Source organism: Shinella sp. S4-D37, assembly GCF_040812195.1.
In the GTDB taxonomy this organism is placed as follows: Bacteria; Pseudomonadota; Alphaproteobacteria; order Rhizobiales; family Rhizobiaceae; genus Shinella.
Map to the genome: position 1 here is coordinate 948,815 of NZ_JBFNXL010000005.1, position 17,382 is coordinate 966,196.

22 protein-coding genes are annotated in these 17,382 nt (G+C 64.8%); 10 read left to right on the forward strand and 12 right to left on the reverse strand.

The features are described from left to right. The 4 genes from AB3G45_RS12065 to AB3G45_RS12080 all read left to right on the forward strand — a co-directional run bounded on the left by AB3G45_RS12065 (position 1) and on the right by AB3G45_RS12080 (position 2,497). On the forward strand, positions 1 to 258 hold the full coding sequence (locus AB3G45_RS12065; RefSeq protein ID WP_367830784.1) for an accessory factor UbiK family protein: 258 nt from the start codon (positions 1 to 3) through the stop codon (positions 256 to 258). A gap of 391 nt (positions 259 to 649) precedes the next feature. Then, the gene (locus tag AB3G45_RS12070) at positions 650 to 1,150 is read left to right on the forward strand and encodes a YbjN domain-containing protein (RefSeq protein WP_024271243.1); all 501 of its coding nucleotides are present in this window, start codon (positions 650 to 652) and stop codon (positions 1,148 to 1,150) included. 2 nt (positions 1,151 to 1,152) lie between these two features. Continuing rightward, positions 1,153 to 1,971, forward strand: coding sequence for a pyrroline-5-carboxylate reductase (proC, locus tag AB3G45_RS12075; protein ID WP_367830785.1), 819 nt, complete (start codon positions 1,153 to 1,155; stop codon positions 1,969 to 1,971). A 184-nt stretch (positions 1,972 to 2,155) separates the two neighbouring features. Continuing rightward, entirely contained in the window at positions 2,156 to 2,497 is a 342-nt protein-coding gene (locus AB3G45_RS12080) for a tRNA-binding protein (protein ID WP_367830786.1), read from the forward strand. Positions 2,498 to 2,509: 12 nt separating this feature from the next. Here the strand turns inward: AB3G45_RS12080 and AB3G45_RS12085 are convergent, their stop codons facing one another. The 4 genes from AB3G45_RS12085 to AB3G45_RS12100 form a co-directional block, all read right to left on the reverse strand. Continuing rightward, positions 2,510 to 3,094 carry a DUF1349 domain-containing protein gene (locus tag AB3G45_RS12085; protein WP_367830787.1) on the reverse strand — a complete coding sequence of 195 codons (585 nt, stop codon included), beginning with the start codon at positions 3,092 to 3,094 and terminating at the stop codon, positions 2,510 to 2,512. 8 nt (positions 3,095 to 3,102) lie between these two features. Then, positions 3,103 to 4,485, reverse strand: coding sequence for an ATP-binding protein (locus AB3G45_RS12090; protein WP_367830788.1), 1,383 nt, complete (start codon positions 4,483 to 4,485; stop codon positions 3,103 to 3,105). Positions 4,486 to 4,582: 97 nt separating this feature from the next. Then, a complete protein-coding gene (locus AB3G45_RS12095) occupies positions 4,583 to 5,290 on the reverse strand; it encodes a response regulator (protein ID WP_367830789.1) in 708 nt (235 codons plus the stop codon). A gap of 32 nt (positions 5,291 to 5,322) precedes the next feature. Further along, complete coding sequence (locus tag AB3G45_RS12100) at positions 5,323 to 5,799, reverse strand: MarR family winged helix-turn-helix transcriptional regulator (RefSeq protein ID WP_367833565.1); 477 nt, start codon at positions 5,797 to 5,799, stop codon at positions 5,323 to 5,325. 269 nt (positions 5,800 to 6,068) lie between these two features. Here AB3G45_RS12100 and AB3G45_RS12105 point away from each other — a divergent pair, with 269 nt between their 5' ends. Next, positions 6,069 to 6,956 (forward strand): branched-chain amino acid aminotransferase, encoded by an 888-nt coding sequence (locus AB3G45_RS12105; RefSeq protein ID WP_367830790.1) that lies wholly within the window; start codon positions 6,069 to 6,071, stop codon positions 6,954 to 6,956. Between the two features lie 73 nt (positions 6,957 to 7,029). Here the strand turns inward: AB3G45_RS12105 and AB3G45_RS12110 are convergent, their stop codons facing one another. Both AB3G45_RS12110 and hppD read right to left on the reverse strand, forming a co-directional pair. Continuing rightward, a complete protein-coding gene (locus AB3G45_RS12110) occupies positions 7,030 to 7,299 on the reverse strand; it encodes a hypothetical protein (RefSeq protein WP_367830791.1) in 270 nt (89 codons plus the stop codon). 247 nt (positions 7,300 to 7,546) lie between these two features. Beyond that, the gene (hppD, locus tag AB3G45_RS12115) at positions 7,547 to 8,650 is read right to left on the reverse strand and encodes a 4-hydroxyphenylpyruvate dioxygenase (protein WP_367830792.1); all 1,104 of its coding nucleotides are present in this window, start codon (positions 8,648 to 8,650) and stop codon (positions 7,547 to 7,549) included. 129 nt (positions 8,651 to 8,779) lie between these two features. On the opposite strand from hppD, the gene AB3G45_RS12120 reads away from it, so the two are divergent. The 3 genes from AB3G45_RS12120 (at position 8,780) to AB3G45_RS12130 (ending at position 10,255) form a co-directional block, all read left to right on the forward strand. Beyond that, positions 8,780 to 9,238, forward strand: a complete 459-nt coding sequence (locus AB3G45_RS12120; protein ID WP_367830793.1) for an Lrp/AsnC family transcriptional regulator — start codon at positions 8,780 to 8,782, stop codon at positions 9,236 to 9,238. Between the two features lie 136 nt (positions 9,239 to 9,374). After that, positions 9,375 to 9,539 carry a hypothetical protein gene (locus AB3G45_RS12125; RefSeq protein WP_367830794.1) on the forward strand — a complete coding sequence of 55 codons (165 nt, stop codon included), beginning with the start codon at positions 9,375 to 9,377 and terminating at the stop codon, positions 9,537 to 9,539. A gap of 74 nt (positions 9,540 to 9,613) precedes the next feature. After that, complete coding sequence (locus tag AB3G45_RS12130; protein ID WP_367833566.1) at positions 9,614 to 10,255, forward strand: MBL fold metallo-hydrolase; 642 nt, start codon at positions 9,614 to 9,616, stop codon at positions 10,253 to 10,255. A gap of 57 nt (positions 10,256 to 10,312) precedes the next feature. On the opposite strand, the gene AB3G45_RS12135 is transcribed toward AB3G45_RS12130, so the two are convergent. The 5 genes from AB3G45_RS12135 to AB3G45_RS12155 all read right to left on the reverse strand — a co-directional run bounded on the left by AB3G45_RS12135 (position 10,313) and on the right by AB3G45_RS12155 (position 14,091). Then, positions 10,313 to 10,774: a BA14K family protein gene (locus AB3G45_RS12135; protein WP_367830795.1), complete on the reverse strand. Its 462-nt coding sequence runs from the start codon at positions 10,772 to 10,774 to the stop codon at positions 10,313 to 10,315. A gap of 135 nt (positions 10,775 to 10,909) precedes the next feature. Further along, complete coding sequence (locus AB3G45_RS12140) at positions 10,910 to 11,125, reverse strand: cold-shock protein (protein WP_023515606.1); 216 nt, start codon at positions 11,123 to 11,125, stop codon at positions 10,910 to 10,912. Between the two features lie 444 nt (positions 11,126 to 11,569). Further along, positions 11,570 to 12,736: a PQQ-dependent sugar dehydrogenase gene (locus tag AB3G45_RS12145; RefSeq protein WP_367830796.1), complete on the reverse strand. Its 1,167-nt coding sequence runs from the start codon at positions 12,734 to 12,736 to the stop codon at positions 11,570 to 11,572. A gap of 74 nt (positions 12,737 to 12,810) precedes the next feature. Further along, entirely contained in the window at positions 12,811 to 13,011 is a 201-nt protein-coding gene (locus tag AB3G45_RS12150) for a hypothetical protein (protein WP_367830797.1), read from the reverse strand. 174 nt (positions 13,012 to 13,185) lie between these two features. Further along, the gene (locus tag AB3G45_RS12155) at positions 13,186 to 14,091 is read right to left on the reverse strand and encodes an EAL domain-containing protein (RefSeq protein WP_367830798.1); all 906 of its coding nucleotides are present in this window, start codon (positions 14,089 to 14,091) and stop codon (positions 13,186 to 13,188) included. A gap of 325 nt (positions 14,092 to 14,416) precedes the next feature. On the opposite strand from AB3G45_RS12155, the gene AB3G45_RS12160 reads away from it, so the two are divergent. After that, on the forward strand, positions 14,417 to 15,619 hold the full coding sequence (locus tag AB3G45_RS12160; protein WP_367830799.1) for a pyridoxal phosphate-dependent aminotransferase: 1,203 nt from the start codon (positions 14,417 to 14,419) through the stop codon (positions 15,617 to 15,619). Between the two features lie 217 nt (positions 15,620 to 15,836). Next, positions 15,837 to 16,076, forward strand: a complete 240-nt coding sequence (locus tag AB3G45_RS12165; protein WP_367830800.1) for a hypothetical protein — start codon at positions 15,837 to 15,839, stop codon at positions 16,074 to 16,076. A gap of 162 nt (positions 16,077 to 16,238) precedes the next feature. Here the strand turns inward: AB3G45_RS12165 and AB3G45_RS12170 are convergent, their stop codons facing one another. After that, positions 16,239 to 17,360, reverse strand: coding sequence for an alkene reductase (locus AB3G45_RS12170; protein ID WP_367830801.1), 1,122 nt, complete (start codon positions 17,358 to 17,360; stop codon positions 16,239 to 16,241). Between the last annotated feature and the right edge of the window lie 22 nt (positions 17,361 to 17,382).

A 17,382-nucleotide genomic window follows, 5' to 3' on the forward strand; every position in this document is an offset into this window, starting at 1 on the left:
ATGACCACCGGTGCGAACCGCATTCTCGACGACTTCGCCAAGCTGATGACCGATGCCGCCGGCGCCGCCCAGGGCGTGCGCAAGGAGGCCGAGACCGTGTTCCGCGCCCAAGCCGAGCGCTTCATCAACGGCATGGACCTCGTCAAGCGCGAGGAATTCGAGGCGGTGCGCGAAATGGCGGTCAAGGCGCGCGACGAGAACGACGCGCTTTTGAAGCGCATCGAGGCGCTGGAAGCCCGCCTTAACTCGGGCGGCTGAGCCGTTCCGGCACAGGTTTTATCCGACAGGACTCGGTTGGCGTGATTCACTTCGCGCCAACCGTTTTTTTTAATAAAATTTTTACCCCTGTGGACACTTGCGAAAAGCCCTTTTCGAAGAGTCTCTTAAGCCTCCGACCTGAATCTTTTTCACAACCTCTGTCCACAACCGGGCGGAGAAAATGGCAGGCCGGGGGCTGGCGTCGTGACTCCGGCGTTATACACTGATTTTAAATGATGATTCGAGACAGGCAGCGCAAGCTTCGGGCAGGGTAAGTCGTCCAGATTGCGCAAGGTGCCGAGCAATCATTCAGTGTTGTATCCGGAGTACGGTTTGCCGCGTCGCGTGTGTGAGCACGATGCTGCATGCCTTCCGGCCTTGAAGGTGATGCATGAGCCTTATGGAATTGGATATCGGGCGTCAGTCCAACCCGGTCGACATGATCGAGTTCGTCGCGGCCAACAATGACTGGACGTTCGAACGGTCCGGCGAGGACGAGATCGCGATGACGGTCGAGGGCAAGTGGACGGATTACCACGTCTCCTTCTCTTGGATGGAGGAGTTCGAGGCGCTGCACCTTGCCTGCGCCTTCGACATCAAGGTTCCCGAAAGCCGCGTCAACGAGGTGCATTGCCTGCTCTCGCATGTGAACGGCCAGGTGCTGATGGGCCATTTCGACCTGTGGCGCCGCGAGGATGTCGTGATCTTCCGCCAGTCGCTGCTGCTCGCCGGCGGGGCGGAGCCGACCAACAAGCAGGTCGAGGTGCTGCTGTCCAGCGCGCTCGAAGCCTGCGAGGCCTATTTCCAGGCCTTCCAGTTCGTCGTGTGGTCCGGCATGGATGCCCAGTCCGCCGTCGATGCCGTCCTGTTCGAGACGGTCGGGGAAGCCTGAGCATGGCAGTTGCAGGTTCGGGACCTATCGTTCTCATCGGTGCCGGAAACATGGGCGGCGCGATGCTGGCCGGCTGGCTGAAGAGCGGCATTTCCGGTTCCTCGGTCATCGTCATCGATCCCGGCCCGCAGCCGGCCATGGCGAAGCTGATCGCCGACAATGGCGCGCGCCACGAGACCTCGGCGCCCGAGGGCGTGAAGGCCGGGGTGATCTTCGTCGCGGTCAAGCCGCAGGTGATCGACCAGGTCCTGCCGCCGCTCAAGGGGCTCGTCGGGCCGGAGACGGTCATCGTGTCGGTCGCCGCCGGCAAGACCATCGCCAATCTCGAAAGCCATCTCGGCGGGGCCGCCACCGTGCGCGCCATGCCGAACACGCCGGCCATGATCGGCCGCGGCGTCACGGGCGCCTTCGCCAATGCCCGCGTTTCGGCGGGCCAGCGCGATTTCGTGCATGCCCTCCTCAAGGTCAGCGGTCCCGTCGAATGGGTCGCCTCCGAGGGCGATATCGACGCCGTCACGGCCGTCTCGGGCAGCGGCCCGGCCTATGTCTTCTATCTCGTCGAATGCATGGCGGAGGCAGGCCGCAAAGCCGGCCTGCCGGCGGACCTCGCCATGCGGCTCGCACGGGAAACCGTCGCGGGGGCTGGTGAACTGCTTCACCAGTCCCCCGACGACGCGGCGCGCCTGCGCCAGAACGTCACCTCGCCCGGCGGCACCACCGCCGCCGCGCTCGCGGTCCTCATGGCCGGGGACGGCATGCAGCCGCTCTTCGACAAGGCCATCGCCGCCGCCCGCAAACGCGCCGAGGAACTGGCGGGCTGATCTTTTCGGGCGCCCGCTTTCGAGTTTGCCCCTCACCCGGCCCTCTCCCCGTAAACGGGAGAGGGGACTTGCCCCACGGGGTGAGTGATCCGGGAAAGTGGTGCGGCATATCCCCTTCGCCGCGCAGCCAAGGAGAAGGTGCCGGCAGGCGGATGAGGGGCCGGAATAGAACAAGGATTTTCCCATGACCGACACCATCACCTACGCCGATTTCGAACGGGTCGATATCCGCGTCGGCACCATCGTCGAGGCGCTGCCGTTCCCCGAGGCGCGCAAGCCCGCCTACAAGCTGACGATCGATTTCGGGCCGGAGATCGGCACGAAGAAATCCTCCGCGCAGATCACCGTGCACTACACGCTGGAAGACCTCGTCGGCCGCCAGGTGCTCGCCGTCGTCAATTTTCCGCCGCGCCAGATCGGCCCGGTGCGCTCGGAAGTGCTGACGCTTGGCTTCGAGGACGAGAGCGGCGCGATCGTGCTTGCCGGCGTCGGCCAGCCTGTGCCGAACGGCAGGAAGATGTGCTGAGCCGCCTGTCCTCTAGTGAATATCCCGCGAGGCCGGCGGTCCCAGCCGGAAATCCGTGAACGCCGCCTCGAAACCTTCGCGTTGCGGGGAGCAGGCCATGATGCCGACCGACACGTCCGAAAGCGCCGGCGGGAAATAGGCGAGGCGCGCCATGCGCCAGTCGGCCATGGCGTCCGTCCGGTACTGGATGAAGAGCGCATCGCCGTTGCGGGTGACGCGCACGGACATCGCCTCGAAATCGTGATCGATGCGGAAGGCGGACCAGTCGGAATGGCCGCGCGTCGCCACCACGCTGAAATGCTTCGCGCCGTCGGTAAGTTCGATACCGCATTTCATCCAGGTCGTCTCGTCGTGCCGCACCATCAGCCCGGCCTGGTCGTAGAGCGTCTCGTAGCGGCCGACGAAGGTCGTCTCCAGCGTGAAGTCGCCGCTCCACGGGCGATGCAGGAAATGGCCGCTGTCCGGCTGGAAGCCGTAATAGGTGCGCTGCCAGAAATCGGTCTTGAGGCCCGTGCGGATGTGGAGATGATCGTCGCGGATGCGGCTTTCGGCGGGCGGGTTTAGCCAGGTCAGGCCGTCGAAGGGGGAGTGGCGCATGGACAGCCTCAGGCGGGAATGCGGATGGTGGCGCGCAGGCCGCCCATCGGGCTGTCCGACAGCGTGACGTTGCCGCCGTGGCTGCGGGCGATATCGCGGGCGATGGCAAGGCCGAGGCCGGTGCCCGAGGCATCGAGGTTGCGCGCCTCGTCGAGCCGGAAGAACGGCTTGAAGACGTCGTCACGCGAGCGCTCGGGAATGCCCGGGCCGTCGTCGTCGACGGTGATGGTCAGCCATTTGGAACGGTGGCGGGCCTCCACATGCACGGTCTTGGCATAGCGCATCGCATTCGACACGAGATTGCCGACGAGACGGCTGAAGGCGTTCGGGCGCACCATCACCTCGCCTTCACCGTCGATCTCGCTGGAGAAGGTGCGCTCGTGCAGTTCCGCCTCCAGGGCGAACTTGTCGAAAAGGGTCGCCAGCCGCAGCCGGCCGACATCCTCCTCCACATCGCCGCGCGCGAAGGAGAGATACCCCTCCAGCATGGTCTGCATGTCCTCGACGTCCTTGTGGAGGCCCTGCAGGTCGGGATTGTCGCCGGCGAGCGCCAGTTGCAGCTTGAAGCGGGTGAGGATGGTGCGCAGGTCGTGGCTGACGCCGGTCAGCATGGCCGTGCGCTGCTCCATCTGCCGCTCGATGCGCTCGCGCATGAGGATGAAGGCAAGGCCCGCGCGGCGTACCTCGTCGGCGCCCCGCGGGGCGAAATCCTCCGGCATCTTCTGGCCCTTGCCGAAGCTTTCCGCCGCCTGCGCCAGCGTCAGGATCGGCCGGATCTGGCCGCGCAGGAAGAGGATCGAGATGGTGATCAGCACCAGCGAGGTGCCGACCATCCAGAGCAGGAAGATATGCGTGTTCGAGGCATAGGCCTGGTTGCGCCGCGCATAGACGCGCAGGACCTTGTTGTCGAGCAGGATGCGGATTTCGACGAGGTTGCTTTCGCCCACCGTGTCGATCCAGAACGGACGGCGGATCTGGCGGACGATCTCCTCGCTGAGGATCTCGTCGAGGATATTGAAGAAGGGCTTTGTGCGGGGTGCCGGCAGTTCCGTGCCGGGTTCTATGGCGACGTTGAGCTCGAGCCGCTCGCGCGCGATGCGCGTGATCTCCGAATAGTCGGCATCCTGCGGATAGGTCTCGATGAGATCGATGATCGCGGCGATGTCGCGCGTGACGGCGGTGGAGAGGCGCTGCGTGACGAGCTGCCAGTGCCGCTCCATGAAGACGAAGGCGACGACCGACTGGAGCAGCACCATGGGGATGATGATGATGAGCAGCGAGCGGGCGTAAAGCCCGGTCGGCATCTGGCGGCGCAGCCAGCGGGCAAGGCGCTTCCAGCCGGCGGCCGGCGCGCGCTCGATATCCCGCTTGAAGGTCTCGAACGTCGTCATCGGCGCGGGTTTCCCGCAAGGAGGCGGCGGCGCTCATGCGGATGCGCGCGCAAAGCCGCGTTGAACGTTTGCTTCAATGGGTTTCGGCAGCGCACGGTCAGCCTTGCTCCACGCTCAATCGATAGCCGATGCCGCGCACGGTCTGCAGCCACACCGGGTTGGACGGGTCGTCCTCGATCTTACGCCTCAAGCGATTGATCTGCACGTCGATTGTGCGTTCGCCCACTTCTGTTTCCTCGCCGATCAGTTCGTGGCGCGGAATGGTCTCGCCCGCGCGCAGCGAGAAGAGCAGCATGATCTCCTGCTCGCGGTCGGTCAGCCGGATGGCGTCGCTGCCGCGCTTCAGCTCCTTGCGCACGATGGAGAAGGTGTAGGGGCCGAACATGACCTGCTCGATCTTCGGCGTCACCGGCGCGGCATTGCGCTTCAGGATGTTGTTGATGCGCAGCACCAGTTCGCGCGGCTCGAAGGGCTTGGAGAGGTAGTCGTCGGCGCCTGCTTCCAGGCCCTCGATGCGCGCCTTCGATTCGACCAGCGCCGTCAGCATCAGGATCGGCACCGGGCGGATCTCGCGCAGGCTCTTCGTCAGCGACAGGCCGCTTTCGCCGGGCATCATCACGTCCATGATGATGAGGTCGAAATCCAGGCCGCGCAGCTTGCGCCGCGCCTCGTCGGCGTCGCCGGCGACCGTGACGCGGAAACCCTCGGCCATCAGATAGCGGTTGAGGAGGTCGCGGATGCGGGTGTCGTCGTCGACGACGAGGAGATGGGACGCGTCGTCGGAGGGCGTGCCGGCAGCGGTCATCGTCTGTCCTCCCTTTTCTGCCTGTCAGCCGTTCATTCGCTCTTGGCGTTCTGCATGCCGGTGAGGAACTGGATCACCACCCGCCGCTCGTCCGCGCTCATCGCCTCGAATGCACGCGCGATGCGGCGGGATTGCGGCTCGGCGAGCGCCAATGCCAGTTCCCGTCCGGCCCGCGTCGGGTAGAGCTTGCGCTGGCGGCGGTCCTCCGGGCCGGCCACCTGCTGGATATAGCCGGAATCGATGAGCTGCTTCAAGACGCGCGCCAGGCTCTGCTTGGTGATCTTCAGCGTGTCGAGCAGGTCGGCCACCGTCATGCCGGGCTCGCGGTTGACGAAGTGCACGACCCGGTGATGGGCGCGGCCGAAGCCGCTCTTCTCCAGGATCGCGTCGGGATCGGAAATGAAGTCGCGATAGGCGAAGAAGAAGCCCTCGATGATCTCGAAATCGATGCGGCCGTCGCCCGTCATGGCGTCGTGGTGCAGGTCGCTCACGCCGTTCCTGTCCGGCATCTGTCGCGCCACGTTGTCATTTCCTTTCATGCCTTGCCGTCCCCGCGCAATTTATGGCAAAATATGTCAGCTTTATTGACATATTTTGCCGCCCTTGTTAGGGTCCCGCCCATATTGCGGTTCCCGGGCGCCGAAGAAATCCGGTGTTTCCCCGTTCCCAATCCGGATTACGCTCAACGATCGGGTAATCCAGGCCCGTTTCTGGTTAGACCGTAACAGGCAAGACAATCAACTTGAAAGAATGGCGCGGACGCGCCGGAGGATAGACGATGGCAGTTCCTTTCGATCAACTGGATGGACAAATCTGGTTCAACGGCGAGTTCGTCGACTGGAAGGACGCAAAGATCCATGTGCTGACGCACGGCCTGCACTATGCGAGCGCCGTGTTCGAGGGCGAGCGTGCCTATGGCGGGCGCATCTTCAAGCTCACCGAGCATAACCAGCGCCTGCACAAATCCGCCGAGATCCTCGGTTTCAAGATCCCCTATTCGGTGGAGGAACTGGACGCGGCGACGATCGAGCTCCTGAAGCGCCAGGGCTTTTCCGAAGCCTATGCGCGGCCGATCGCCTGGCGCGGCTCGGAGATGATGGGCGTTTCGGCGCAGAGCAACCGCATCAACGTCGCCATCGCCATTTGGCAGTGGGGCAGCTACTTCAACCCGGCCGAGAAGCTGAAGGGCATCCGCCTCGATATCGCCGAGTACCGCCGCCCCGACCCGAAGACCGCGCCGTCGAAATCGAAGGCCGCCGGCCTCTACATGATCTGCACGATCTCCAAGCATGCCGCCGAAGCCAAGGGCTACGCGGATGCGCTGATGCTCGACTATCGCGGCCAGGTGGCGGAAGCCACGGGCGCCAACATCTTCTTCGTCAAGGACGGCGTCATCCATACGCCGGTGCCGGATTGCTTCCTCGACGGCATCACGCGCCGCACGGTCATCGAGCTTGCCAAGCGCCGCGGCTACAAGGTCGTCGAGCGCGCGATCATGCCCGAGGAGCTTTCGGGCTTCTCCGAATGCTTCCTGACGGGCTCCGCGGCGGAAGTGACGCCGGTCTCGGAAATCGGCCCCCACCGCTTCACGCCGGGCACGATCTGCGAAACGCTGATGAACGACTACATGAAGGAAGTTTACCCGGTCGCCGCCGCAGCGGCGTGAGCGGGTAGGGGCTGGAAGTCCTCTTCGGATGATCGAAGGCAGAGGCGGCCCTTTCGGGCCGCCTTTCGTTTGCTCAGGCCGGCTTCTTGCCGAGCACCGCGCCGACGATCGCCGTCAGCACGCCGCCGCCGACAAGGCCGCCGATGCCGTCGGCGACGAGGCCCGAGAGGCCGGCTTCACCGCCCAGCATCTGCAGGAGAAAGCCGCCGCCGACGCCGCCGATGGCGCCGACGATGGTACGGACGACCGCGCTCACGGCCGCCTGTTTCAGGGCGGCGCCGGCCACGTTGCCGCCAACGGCACCGGCGATGAGCTGCGTGATGATGGGCATCAATGCTTCCATGGCTTCCCCTCCGAAAAGGTCCGCCCGGAATAGAGAGTGATCCGAGCAGGACATCTGGCTTGCTACCGGCGCGCGGCCTGGAGCCCGCGCGCCGTTGCCGAAAAATCCGGCACCCGCAACGTGCGGACAAAACCGGGAGAAGTCAATTTCCCCGCGAACGTCCTGCACCGGAGTTTTTCAAACGAAAAGAGGCGGCCGCGATGCGACCGCCTCTTCCTTCCCCGCAGTGGCTTGGTTGCCGCGGTTGTTATTCTGCTGCGATGACGCCCCGGCGGATCTGGTCTTCCTCGATCGATTCGAAGAGCGCCCGGAAATTGCCCTCGCCGAAGCCTTCGTCGCCCTTGCGCTGGATGAATTCGAAGAAGATCGGGCCGATCACGGTCTTCGAGAAGATCTGAAGCAGGATCTTCGTCATGCCGCCGTCCACGACGCCTTCGCCGTCGATCAGGATGCCGTGCTTCTTCATGCGCTCGACCGGCTCCTCATGACCGACGACGCGCACATAGGAGCGGTCGTAATAGTTGTCCGGCGGGCCGGGCATGAATTTCACGCCGTTTTCGGCCAGCCTGTCGGTGGCGTCGTAGATCGCGTCCGTGCCGACGGCGATGTGCTGGATGCCTTCGCCCTTGTACTTCTTCAGGTATTCGACGATCTGGCTCGTCTCGTCCTTCGATTCGTTCAGCGGAATGCGGATTTTGCCGCAGGGCGAGGTGATGGCGCGCGACACGAGGCCGGTGATGCGGCCGTCGATGTCGAAGAAGTGGATCTGCGTGAAGCCGAACAGTTCGCGGTAGAAGTCCCACCACTTGTCCATGTTGCCGCGATAGACATTGTGGGTGAGGTGATCGAGATAGTAGAAGCCGACGCCTTCCGGCTTGGGGTCGCGCTCGCCTGTCCAGTCGAATTCAGCGTCATAGGCGGAGCCCTTTGCGCCGTATTTCTCGACGAAGTAGAGCAGCGAGCCGCCGATGCCGACGATGGCGGGTACGTCGAGCGCCTTGTCGTTGCCTTCATAGGGCGTGGCGCCCTTGGAGACGGCATGGTCGAAGGCGTGTTTCGCATCGACCACGCGCCAGGCCATGGAGGCGGCGCAGGGGCCGTGCAGGCCGGCGAACGTCATGGCATGCGAGCCGGGCTCGGCATTGACGACATAGTTGATGTCGCCCTGGCGCCAGACGGAGATCGCTTTGATGCGATGGGTCGCGACCTTGCTGTAGCCCATGCGGGAAAACAGCTCTTCCAGCTTCTCCGGCTCCGGATGGGCGAATTCGACGAACTCGAACCCGTCGGTGCCGGCCGGGTTGTGGGCGGTGATCCGCGCCGGCGGCGCGTCGTGCGGGAAGGGTCCCATCCCTCGTCCTCCTCGATGGTCATTTTGGTAAGTATGGCGCGTTTGTCGTGCAATGTGCGTGCATAGTACTTGCGTTTTGCCAGTTCGATGCGATGTTCGTGCATGAAACACGAAGATGGAGGGAAAAGCATGCAACTCGACGAGTTCGACCGCAAGCTGCTCGCGCATCTGCAGGAGGATGCGCGCCTGACCAACAACGAGCTGTCCGAACGCATCCATCTTTCGCCCTCGCAATGTTCGCGCCGGCGCATCCGGCTGGAGGAGGAGGGCATCATCCGCGCCTACCGCGCGGAACTCGACCGGGAAAAGCTCGATCTCGGCATCGTCATCGTCGTCACGGTGACGCTTTCGACGCACAACCGCGACAATGCGGTGCGCTTCGCGCGGCTGATCTCCAACCTGCCGGAAGTGCTGGAGGCGTTCTCGCTGACGGGGGAGATGGACTATGTCATCAAGGTGGTGGTGCCGAACCTCAAGGCGCTCTCGGCCTTCGTCAACGACGTGCTGCTGCCGCACGAATCCGTCTCGCATGTGAAGACCGCCATCGTGCTCGACACGCTGAAGGAGACGATGGCGCTGCCGCTCTGAACGTTGTTGCCGGCTTGCAACAGTCATCCTCGCCACCCTGTTCCCGCAGGAACACGCTCGACTCTGCCGCCGTTGTAGAACCGACCCCAACGGATGAGACGGCGCCGAACGCGGCCGAAAGTCAGGGAACAGGATCATGCAGACGAACACGACGAAACAGGAAAACCCGGTCGCAAGCCGCCTTCGCCCGGTCGTCTATCTCTATGCCGCGCTCAACATCGCGGTCGTGGCGCTGCTCTTCTCCACGGTCTCGCCGACGCTGGCGACCGCCCCGGCGCAGGAGATCGCCGGCCTGCGCTGAGCGGTCCTTTGCGCGCGGCGCCGGAATGGCTATATCAGGCGCAACGCGGCACCTTGAGCGAGGACCCCATGGGCATGCTTCAGGCGGGCATCATCCCCGTCACCCCCTTCCAGCAGAACTGCACCATTCTCTTCGACAGCGAGACGAAGGAGGGCGTGGTCGTCGATCCCGGCGGCGATGTCGAGGTCATCCTCAAGACGATCGAGGACAACGGCATCGCGGTGAAGGCGATCTGGCTGACGCACGGCCATATCGACCATGCCGGCGGTGCGAAGGAGCTGAAGGAGGTGCTGGGCATCGATATCGTCGGCCCGCACAAGGACGACCTGCCGCTGTTGCAGGGGCTGGAGGCGCAGGCCTCGATGTTCGGCGTGCCGATGAAGGTGAGCAATGTCGTGCCCGACCGCTGGCTTGAGGATGGCGACACGGTGTCCTTCGGCGAGCACGAATTCGAGGTCTATCACACGCCCGGCCATGCGCCCGGCCACGTCATCTACTTCAACCGGAAGCAGGGTTTTGCCCATCTCGGCGACGTGCTCTTCCAAGGGTCGATCGGCCGCACGGACCTGCCGGGCGGCGATCACCAGCAGCTTCTCGCCTCCATCCGCGACAAGGTGTTCCCCCTCGGCGATGAGGTCGGCTTCCTCTGCGGCCACGGGCCGGGCGGCAGGATTGGCGAGGAGCGGCGCAGCAACCCGTTCCTGCGCGGCCTTTAAAAAACGAGAGGCGGGCGCCGTGATGGCGCCCGCCTCCGGTTTCGGTCCGGTTCGGCCTCAGCCCGCCGTGCAGAAGTGCTCGCGGCCGTCATAGCCGACAAAGGTGCCGCTGTTCGGGTTGAACGAGCGGTAGCGCCGTGCGCAATAGTCGTACCAGGACTGGGTCCAGGGCTCGTAGCTCGGCACGACGACCGGCTGGCGGTAGATCACGCGCGGCTCGGGTTCCGGATAGTAGTCCGGCTCCACATAGACGCGGCGTTCCTCGTAGCGCGGCTGGGAGGCGAGGGCGCCGCCGATAATGACGCCCGTGGCAAGGCCGAGCGCGCCGCCGATGACGGCGTCACGGCCATGGTCGCGGTCGCGGTGATGGCGGCGCGGCTTGCGGTACTCGTAGGTGTCGCCTTCGCGCCAGTAGCCATCGCGATTGCGGTCGCGTGCTTCCACGACGCCGGCCGTCGCGGTGAGCGTCGTTGCGGCGACGGCGGCGGACAATGCGAGGGTTTTCAGGACTTTGTTCATGGGCGTCTTTCCCTGGTCTCCGGCACGACGCCGGCTGATGACGAGGAAACTAGAAGAACACGGCTGAACCGTGGCTGAACAAAAAAACCCGGCATCTCTGCCGGGCTTCAACTGAAAGTCCTGATGGGCGCCGGTTCAGCCGGCGATCTGCAGGTTGACCGCCTTCGGGCCTTTGCCGCGGCGATCGGGTTCCGTGTCGAAGCTTACCTTCTGGTTTTCGGAAAGGCCGTTCAGGCCGGAGGCCTGTACGGCGGAAATGTGTACGAAGATATCCGCGCCACCATTGTCGGGTTTAATGAAGCCAAAGCCCTTCTCGGTGTTGAAGAATTTTACGATGCCAGTTTCGGCCATGCGTCAGGTCCTTTTCTCTCTGCCCGTATATTGGCGGCGGGCAGCATATCAGTTTTGCCCCAAGGGGCGTTAGGCAGGCAGTTCTCGAGGTTGAGGAAAGGGTCCTGTTTTCACCGCAGCCAGCCAGCCAGCGAGTCCCGTGGACCGTCCGGATCTTGGCTGCCCGGAATTGTTTCGCGTCTCCGGCGCGCTTTTATTCAAGGTCTTCCCGTGTTCGCAAATTGCCCGAACGGCGCAAGAGTGATGTGTTTGCGTTAAATTGGCAAGCAAAAGTTTTGGCGCGCGGTTGCTGCGCCTCACTTTGGTCAAATTCCGGGCGATTGCCAAAAAAACCCGCAGGTTTTACGGGGCTTTGCAGTCTACCCGCAATCTATATTGCGCCGCGGGAGAAAGGATGGTGCGCATGCGATGCCGTCATACTTCGGCGGCTGCGGGCGCTTTAGGTCAGTCGGTCGCGGTCGAGCGCGAGACGCGCAGCAGCGCGCCGTCCGCATCGTCCGTCAGGAGCAGCAACGCGCCGTCGGGCGCCACGACCACGTCGCGGATGCGGCCGAACTCGCCGTCGAACATCCGCTCTTCGGAGACGACCGCGCCGCTCTCGTCGCGCTCCAGCCGGGAGACGAGCTGGTACTTGAGCGCGGCGACGATCAGGTTGCCCTCCCATTCGGGGAACATGGCGCCGTGATAGACGGCGATGGCGCCCGGCGCGATCGACGGGTCCCAGTAGTAGAGCGGCGGCTCATAGCCTTTCGCCGCCGAGCCGAGGTCGAACTCCGCGCCGGAATAGTGCCGGCCGAAGGAGACGAGGGGCCAGCCGTAATTGTGGCCGGGCTGCGGGAGGTTGATCTCGTCGCCGCCGCGCGCGCCGTGCTCGACGGTGAGCAGCGTTCCGTCCTTCGGGTCTATGGCGAGGCCCTGCGGGTTGCGGTGGCCCTTCGACCAGATCTCCGCCAGCCCGTCGCTGCTGCCGAGGAAGGGGTTGTCGGCATGGGGGCTGCCGTCAGGGTTGATGTGCAGGATGGCGCCGGCATGATCGCGCGGGTCCTGCGCGCGCGGGCCTTCGCCGCGGTCGCCGATGCCGAAGAACAGGCTGCCATCCCCGGCGATGGCGAGGCGCGAGCCGAAATGCTGGCCGCGCGAGGTGAGGCGGTTCATCAGGAAGATGCGGGTCGTGTCCTCCAGCGCCGTGCCGTCGGCCGAAAGCCTCGCCTTGGCCACCGCGGTGCCGGAGCCCCCGTTGCCGCGGGCGCTGTAGGTCAGGTAGAGGGTGCGGCTTTCGGGAAAATCGGGGGCGAGCGCGATGTCGAGCAGGCCGCCCTGGCCGGTGGTGGAGACTTCCGGCACGCCGCGAAGGGGAGCGGAGACCTTGCCGCTGCGGATGAGGCGGAGCGTGCCGCCCTTTTCGGAAACGAGGTAGGCACCGTCCGGCAGGACCTCGACGGACCAGGGCTGTTTCAGGCCCTCTGCCAGCGTCTCGACGACGAGAGCGGCCTTCTTGCTGGGGATTTCCCGGGTTTCGGCGGCGGAGGGGGCCGGAAGCGCGGCGGTCAGGAGGAGGGCCGCAACAGCGCCTGCCGAAATGCCTCTTGCGGGCCGAATATCCTGTCGCATCGCCGTCTCCTGTCTTCTGCCGTTAACTGGCCCAGAGGCGAGCGGCTTTCAAGGGCGGCGTCGGGGCGGGCGGCTCACTTTTGCGTGGGCTGGATGTGTGATGTCGTCTTTGCAATGCCGGAGGTGTTGATCGTGTCGAGCGCGACGGCGGGCGGCGACATCAGGCTGACGACCATGGCGACGCAGGCGGCAAGCGCCGTCATCGCGATCAGGAACATGGCGCGCGATTCCCGTGCCTTCGGCTTCCTGCCCACCTTGTCCTCATCCAGAAACATCGTTTTCCCCTCCTGTCCTCGTCTTTGTCTTGCCATCGAAAAAGCCCGCCGAAATCGGCGCGAGAACGACCGAATTGCGGCAAGGCCCGACATTTATTATGGCGAAAAGATGGCAGGGTGAAAAAGCCGGGTTTCCAGCATGTTCGAGCGAATAGAGCGCCGGGCTGCGCCGTCTTAGGTTCCCCTTCGGCCGAACTGGCGCACGGCGCGCACGGCGCGGTTTTCCGCCGCTGGGAAACCCGGTGGCGCGGCGGCGGCAGGCGTATGCGCCGGCTCGTCCTCGCCTTCCGGAAAGGTCAGGTTGAAGCTCGTCGGGGCCGGTTCCGGACGGGCGAGCAGGTAGCCCTGCATCAGCGGCCCGCCCATGTCGCGGCAGAGCGCGATCATCTCCGGTTCCTCGATGCCGCCGACGATGGCGCGGATGCCCTTTTCCGCGAACTGGCCGATGACGACGCGCAGGAGGGCGAGGCCGGCGGAGTTCTCGACGAAACTGCGCAGCCAGGCGGTGTCGAAGGTCACGAACTGCGGCTTCAGGCGTTTCAGCCGCTCCAGGTCACGGTCCTCGCCGGTATAGTTGTCGATGGCGATGGCAAAGCCGCTGTCGCGCAGCCGCGCGGCGAAGGGCACCAGCCTGTCGAGGTCGTCCTGTGGGCGCTCGCGGATCTCGCAGGCGATGCGCGCCGGCGGCAGGCCCGCCTCGTGCGCGGCGAGCCGCAGCCATTCCACCTCCTGGCGGATCGCCTGAGGCGTCGTGTAGAGGCCGGCGTGGAAGTGGACGATGAGCGCGGCCTGCCGCCGGCCGAGCGCGCCGGCATTGAGGATGTGCAGGCTGCGGCAAAGGCCGTCCACCGCCATGCGCTCGTCCTCCGGCACCCGCTCGAAGAATTCCGTCGGGGAGCACGGCATGTCGCCGGCGCTGGCACGGATCAGCCCCTTGAACGCGGCGATCTGCAGGCGCCCGTCGGCGCGCTCGCAAAAGATCGGCTGCAGGGCGGATTGCAGGAGGAAGGCGCCGTAGGTCGCGCCAAAGGCGCCGTCCGGCTGCCGGACGAGATTGGAGAAGATGCTTCTTTCGCTCATGCAGCGCACCATCTGCTGGGACGTCCCGACCTGCCCGATCATAGGCGCGATCCGTTAATACCGGCTTAATCCTTCGCGTAAAAATCTTTGTTGTTGCACGTCGTCTCAACCAATTGGTGTATCCCTTTCCGGGGAAGGCCGCGATCCATTCCGTCCGTTGATGGGGTTCATGAAATTTTGCGCTCGCGCCCGCATTTCCCGCTTTTTTCGTCCTTCGCGCTTGCAAGACCCGCCCACATTCGACATAGACCTAACCGCTATGGAGCCTGGCGCTCCGGGTCCATGGCGTCACGCCGTCTTTGAACCCGATGAGGACATCTCCATCATGGCCTTTCTTGCCGACGCCCTTTCCCGTGTGAAGCCTTCCGCCACCATCGCCGTTTCCCAGAAGGCGCGTGAACTGAAAGCGAAAGGCCGCGACGTCATCGGGCTTGGCGCGGGCGAGCCGGATTTCGACACGCCCGACAATATCAAGCAGGCCGCCATCGAGGCGATCAACCGCGGCGAGACGAAGTACACGCCCGTCTCCGGCATCCCGGAACTGCGCGAGGCGATCGTCAAGAAGTTCAAGCGCGAGAACAATCTCGACTACACCGCCGCGCAGACGATCGTCGGCACCGGCGGAAAGCAGATTCTCTTCAACGCCTTCATGGCGACGATGAACCCGGGCGACGAAGTCGTCATCCCGACGCCCTACTGGGTGTCCTACCCGGAAATGGTGGCGCTGTGCGGCGGCACGCCGGTCTTCGTCGCCACGACGCAGGAAAACAAGTTCAAGCTGAAGGCCGAGGACCTGGAGAAGGCGATCACGCCGAAGACCAAGTGGTTCATCTTCAACTCGCCGTCCAATCCGTCGGGCGCCGCCTACAGCCATGACGAACTGAAGGCGCTGACCGACGTCCTGATGCGCCATCCGCATGTCTGGGTGCTGACCGACGACATGTACGAGCACCTGACCTACGGCGACTTCAAGTTCGCCACCCCGGTCGAGGTCGAACCCGGCCTCTACGATCGCACGCTGACGATGAACGGCGTTTCCAAGGCCTATGCGATGACCGGCTGGCGTATCGGCTATGCGGCAGGCCCGCTCGCCCTCATCAAGGCGATGGACATGATCCAGGGCCAGCAGACCTCGGGCGCCTGCTCGATTGCCCAGTGGGCCGCCGTCGAGGCGCTGAACGGCACGCAGGACTTCATTCCGGAAAACAAGAAGGTCTTCGAGGGCCGCCGCGACCTCGTCGTCTCCATGCTCAACCAGGCCAAGGGCATCGAGTGCCCCTCGCCGGAAGGCGCCTTCTACGTCTACCCGTCCTGCAAGGGGCTGATCGGCAAGACCGCGCCGTCGGGCAAGGTCATCGAGACGGACGAGGATTTCGTTTCGGAACTGCTGGAAGCCGAGGGCGTGGCCGTCGTGCACGGTTCGGCCTTCGGCCTCGGCCCGAACTTCCGCATTTCCTACGCGACCTCGGAAGCCCAGCTCGAGGAAGCCTGCAAGCGCATCCAGCGCTTCTGCGCGGCCTGCAAGTAAGCCCTTAAAGCTCGCGGGTGGGGCAGGGTGAAGAACCCTGCCCCACCCGCTGCCGTCATCCTCGGCCTTGAGCCGAGGATCCAAAGCCGCATCCGGGGCGTGGATGGTCGGGTCAAGCCCGACCATGACGGGGGGAGCGGGTTTTTTGTTGCGGCCCCCCGTGAAATTTCCGCTTTCCCTGCCGATATTGGGGAGAAGCGAATCCCGGAGCACGACCATGACAAAGACCTCACTCGCCCTTGCCGCCCTCGCGGCGCTCGCCCTTGCCGCTCCTGCGCTCGCCGCGGACGGGAGCCGGAACGGCGTGGAGCCGCAGGGCCGGATCGTCGTCAGCGAGCGGGCGCAATACATGTCGTTCTACGACTATTTCTTCAACAATCCGGGCAAGTCCCGCACCCTGCGCTACGATCCCGGCGAATACTACAAGGGCCTGACCCGCGAATACGACCGGCCGTAACGGGCCTTTGCCGGAGCCGGCAGGCCCCCTCCCCACAAGGAGGAGGGGCGCGCGTCCTCGGCGTAGAAAATCAGGGGAAGCGCGTGCGGCTTGCCTTCTCCTCCTTGTGGGGGAGATGCCGGCAGGCAGAGGGGGGGTCACAGGCCCGGAAGACGCGCCGTGTCAGGCGACGTTTTCGAGGATCGGATAGTCCGTGTAGCCCTTGGCGCCGCCGCCGTAGAACGTGTCCTTGTCCGGCGCGTTCAGCACGGTGTCGTTCTTCAGCCGCTGGGCGAGGTCGGGATTGGCGATGAAGAGCTTGCCGAAGGCGACGAGGTCGGCCTTGCCTTCCTGCACGGCGTCGATCGCCAGCTCGCGATTGTAGCCGTTGTTGACCATCCAGGCCGCCTTGCCGCCGGCGGCATGATAGGCCGCGCGCAGCGCCGCATAGTCGAAGGGCCTGTCGCCCTGCTGGTGGTCGCGCGGGCCGCCCGTCGCGCCTTCGATGACGTGGATATAGGCAAGGTCGTACTTTGCCAGACCCTCCACGACATGGGTGAAGAGCGGCTGCGGGTCCGGGTCGAAGGCGTCGTTGGCGGGCGTCACCGGCGAGACGCGGATCGCGGTGCGGCCTGCGCCGATCTCTTGGGTGATGGCGTCGGCGACCTCGAAGAGCAGCCTGGCGCGGTTCTCGATGGAGCCGCCATACTCGTCCGTGCGCGTATTGCTGCCCGAGCGCAGGAACTGGTCGATCAGGTAGCCGTTGGCGGCGTGGATCTCGACGCCGTCGAAACCGGCATCGATGGCCGCGCGGGCGGCGCGGCGATAGTCTTCCACGATGCCGGGAAGCTCGGCCTTGTCCAGCGCGCGCGGTTCGGAGGTCTCGGCGAAGCTGCCGCTGCCGTCCGCGTTGATGAGGTAGGTCTTGGATTTGGCGCGGATCGCCGACGGGGCGACCGGCTTGCCGCCGTCCGGCTGCAGCGTGTCATGCGAGATACGGCCGACATGCCACATCTGCACGACGATCTTGCCGCCGGCCTTGTGCACGGCGTCGGTCACGTCGTTCCAGCCCTTCAGTGCTTCGGGCGTATAGAGGCCCGGCACGTCGGCATAGCCCTGGCCCTGGTGGCTGATGGCGGTCGCTTCGGTGATGAGCAGGCCGGCGCTGGCGCGCTGCTCGTAATAGGCGACGTTCAGCGTGTTCGGCACGGCGCCCGGCGAGCGGTTGCGCGTCAGCGGCGCCATGACGATGCGGTTGGCAAGCTGGATGTCGCCGATCTTGAGCGGGTCGAAGAGCGAGGTCATGGATAGTCCTTCTTCAGGCTTG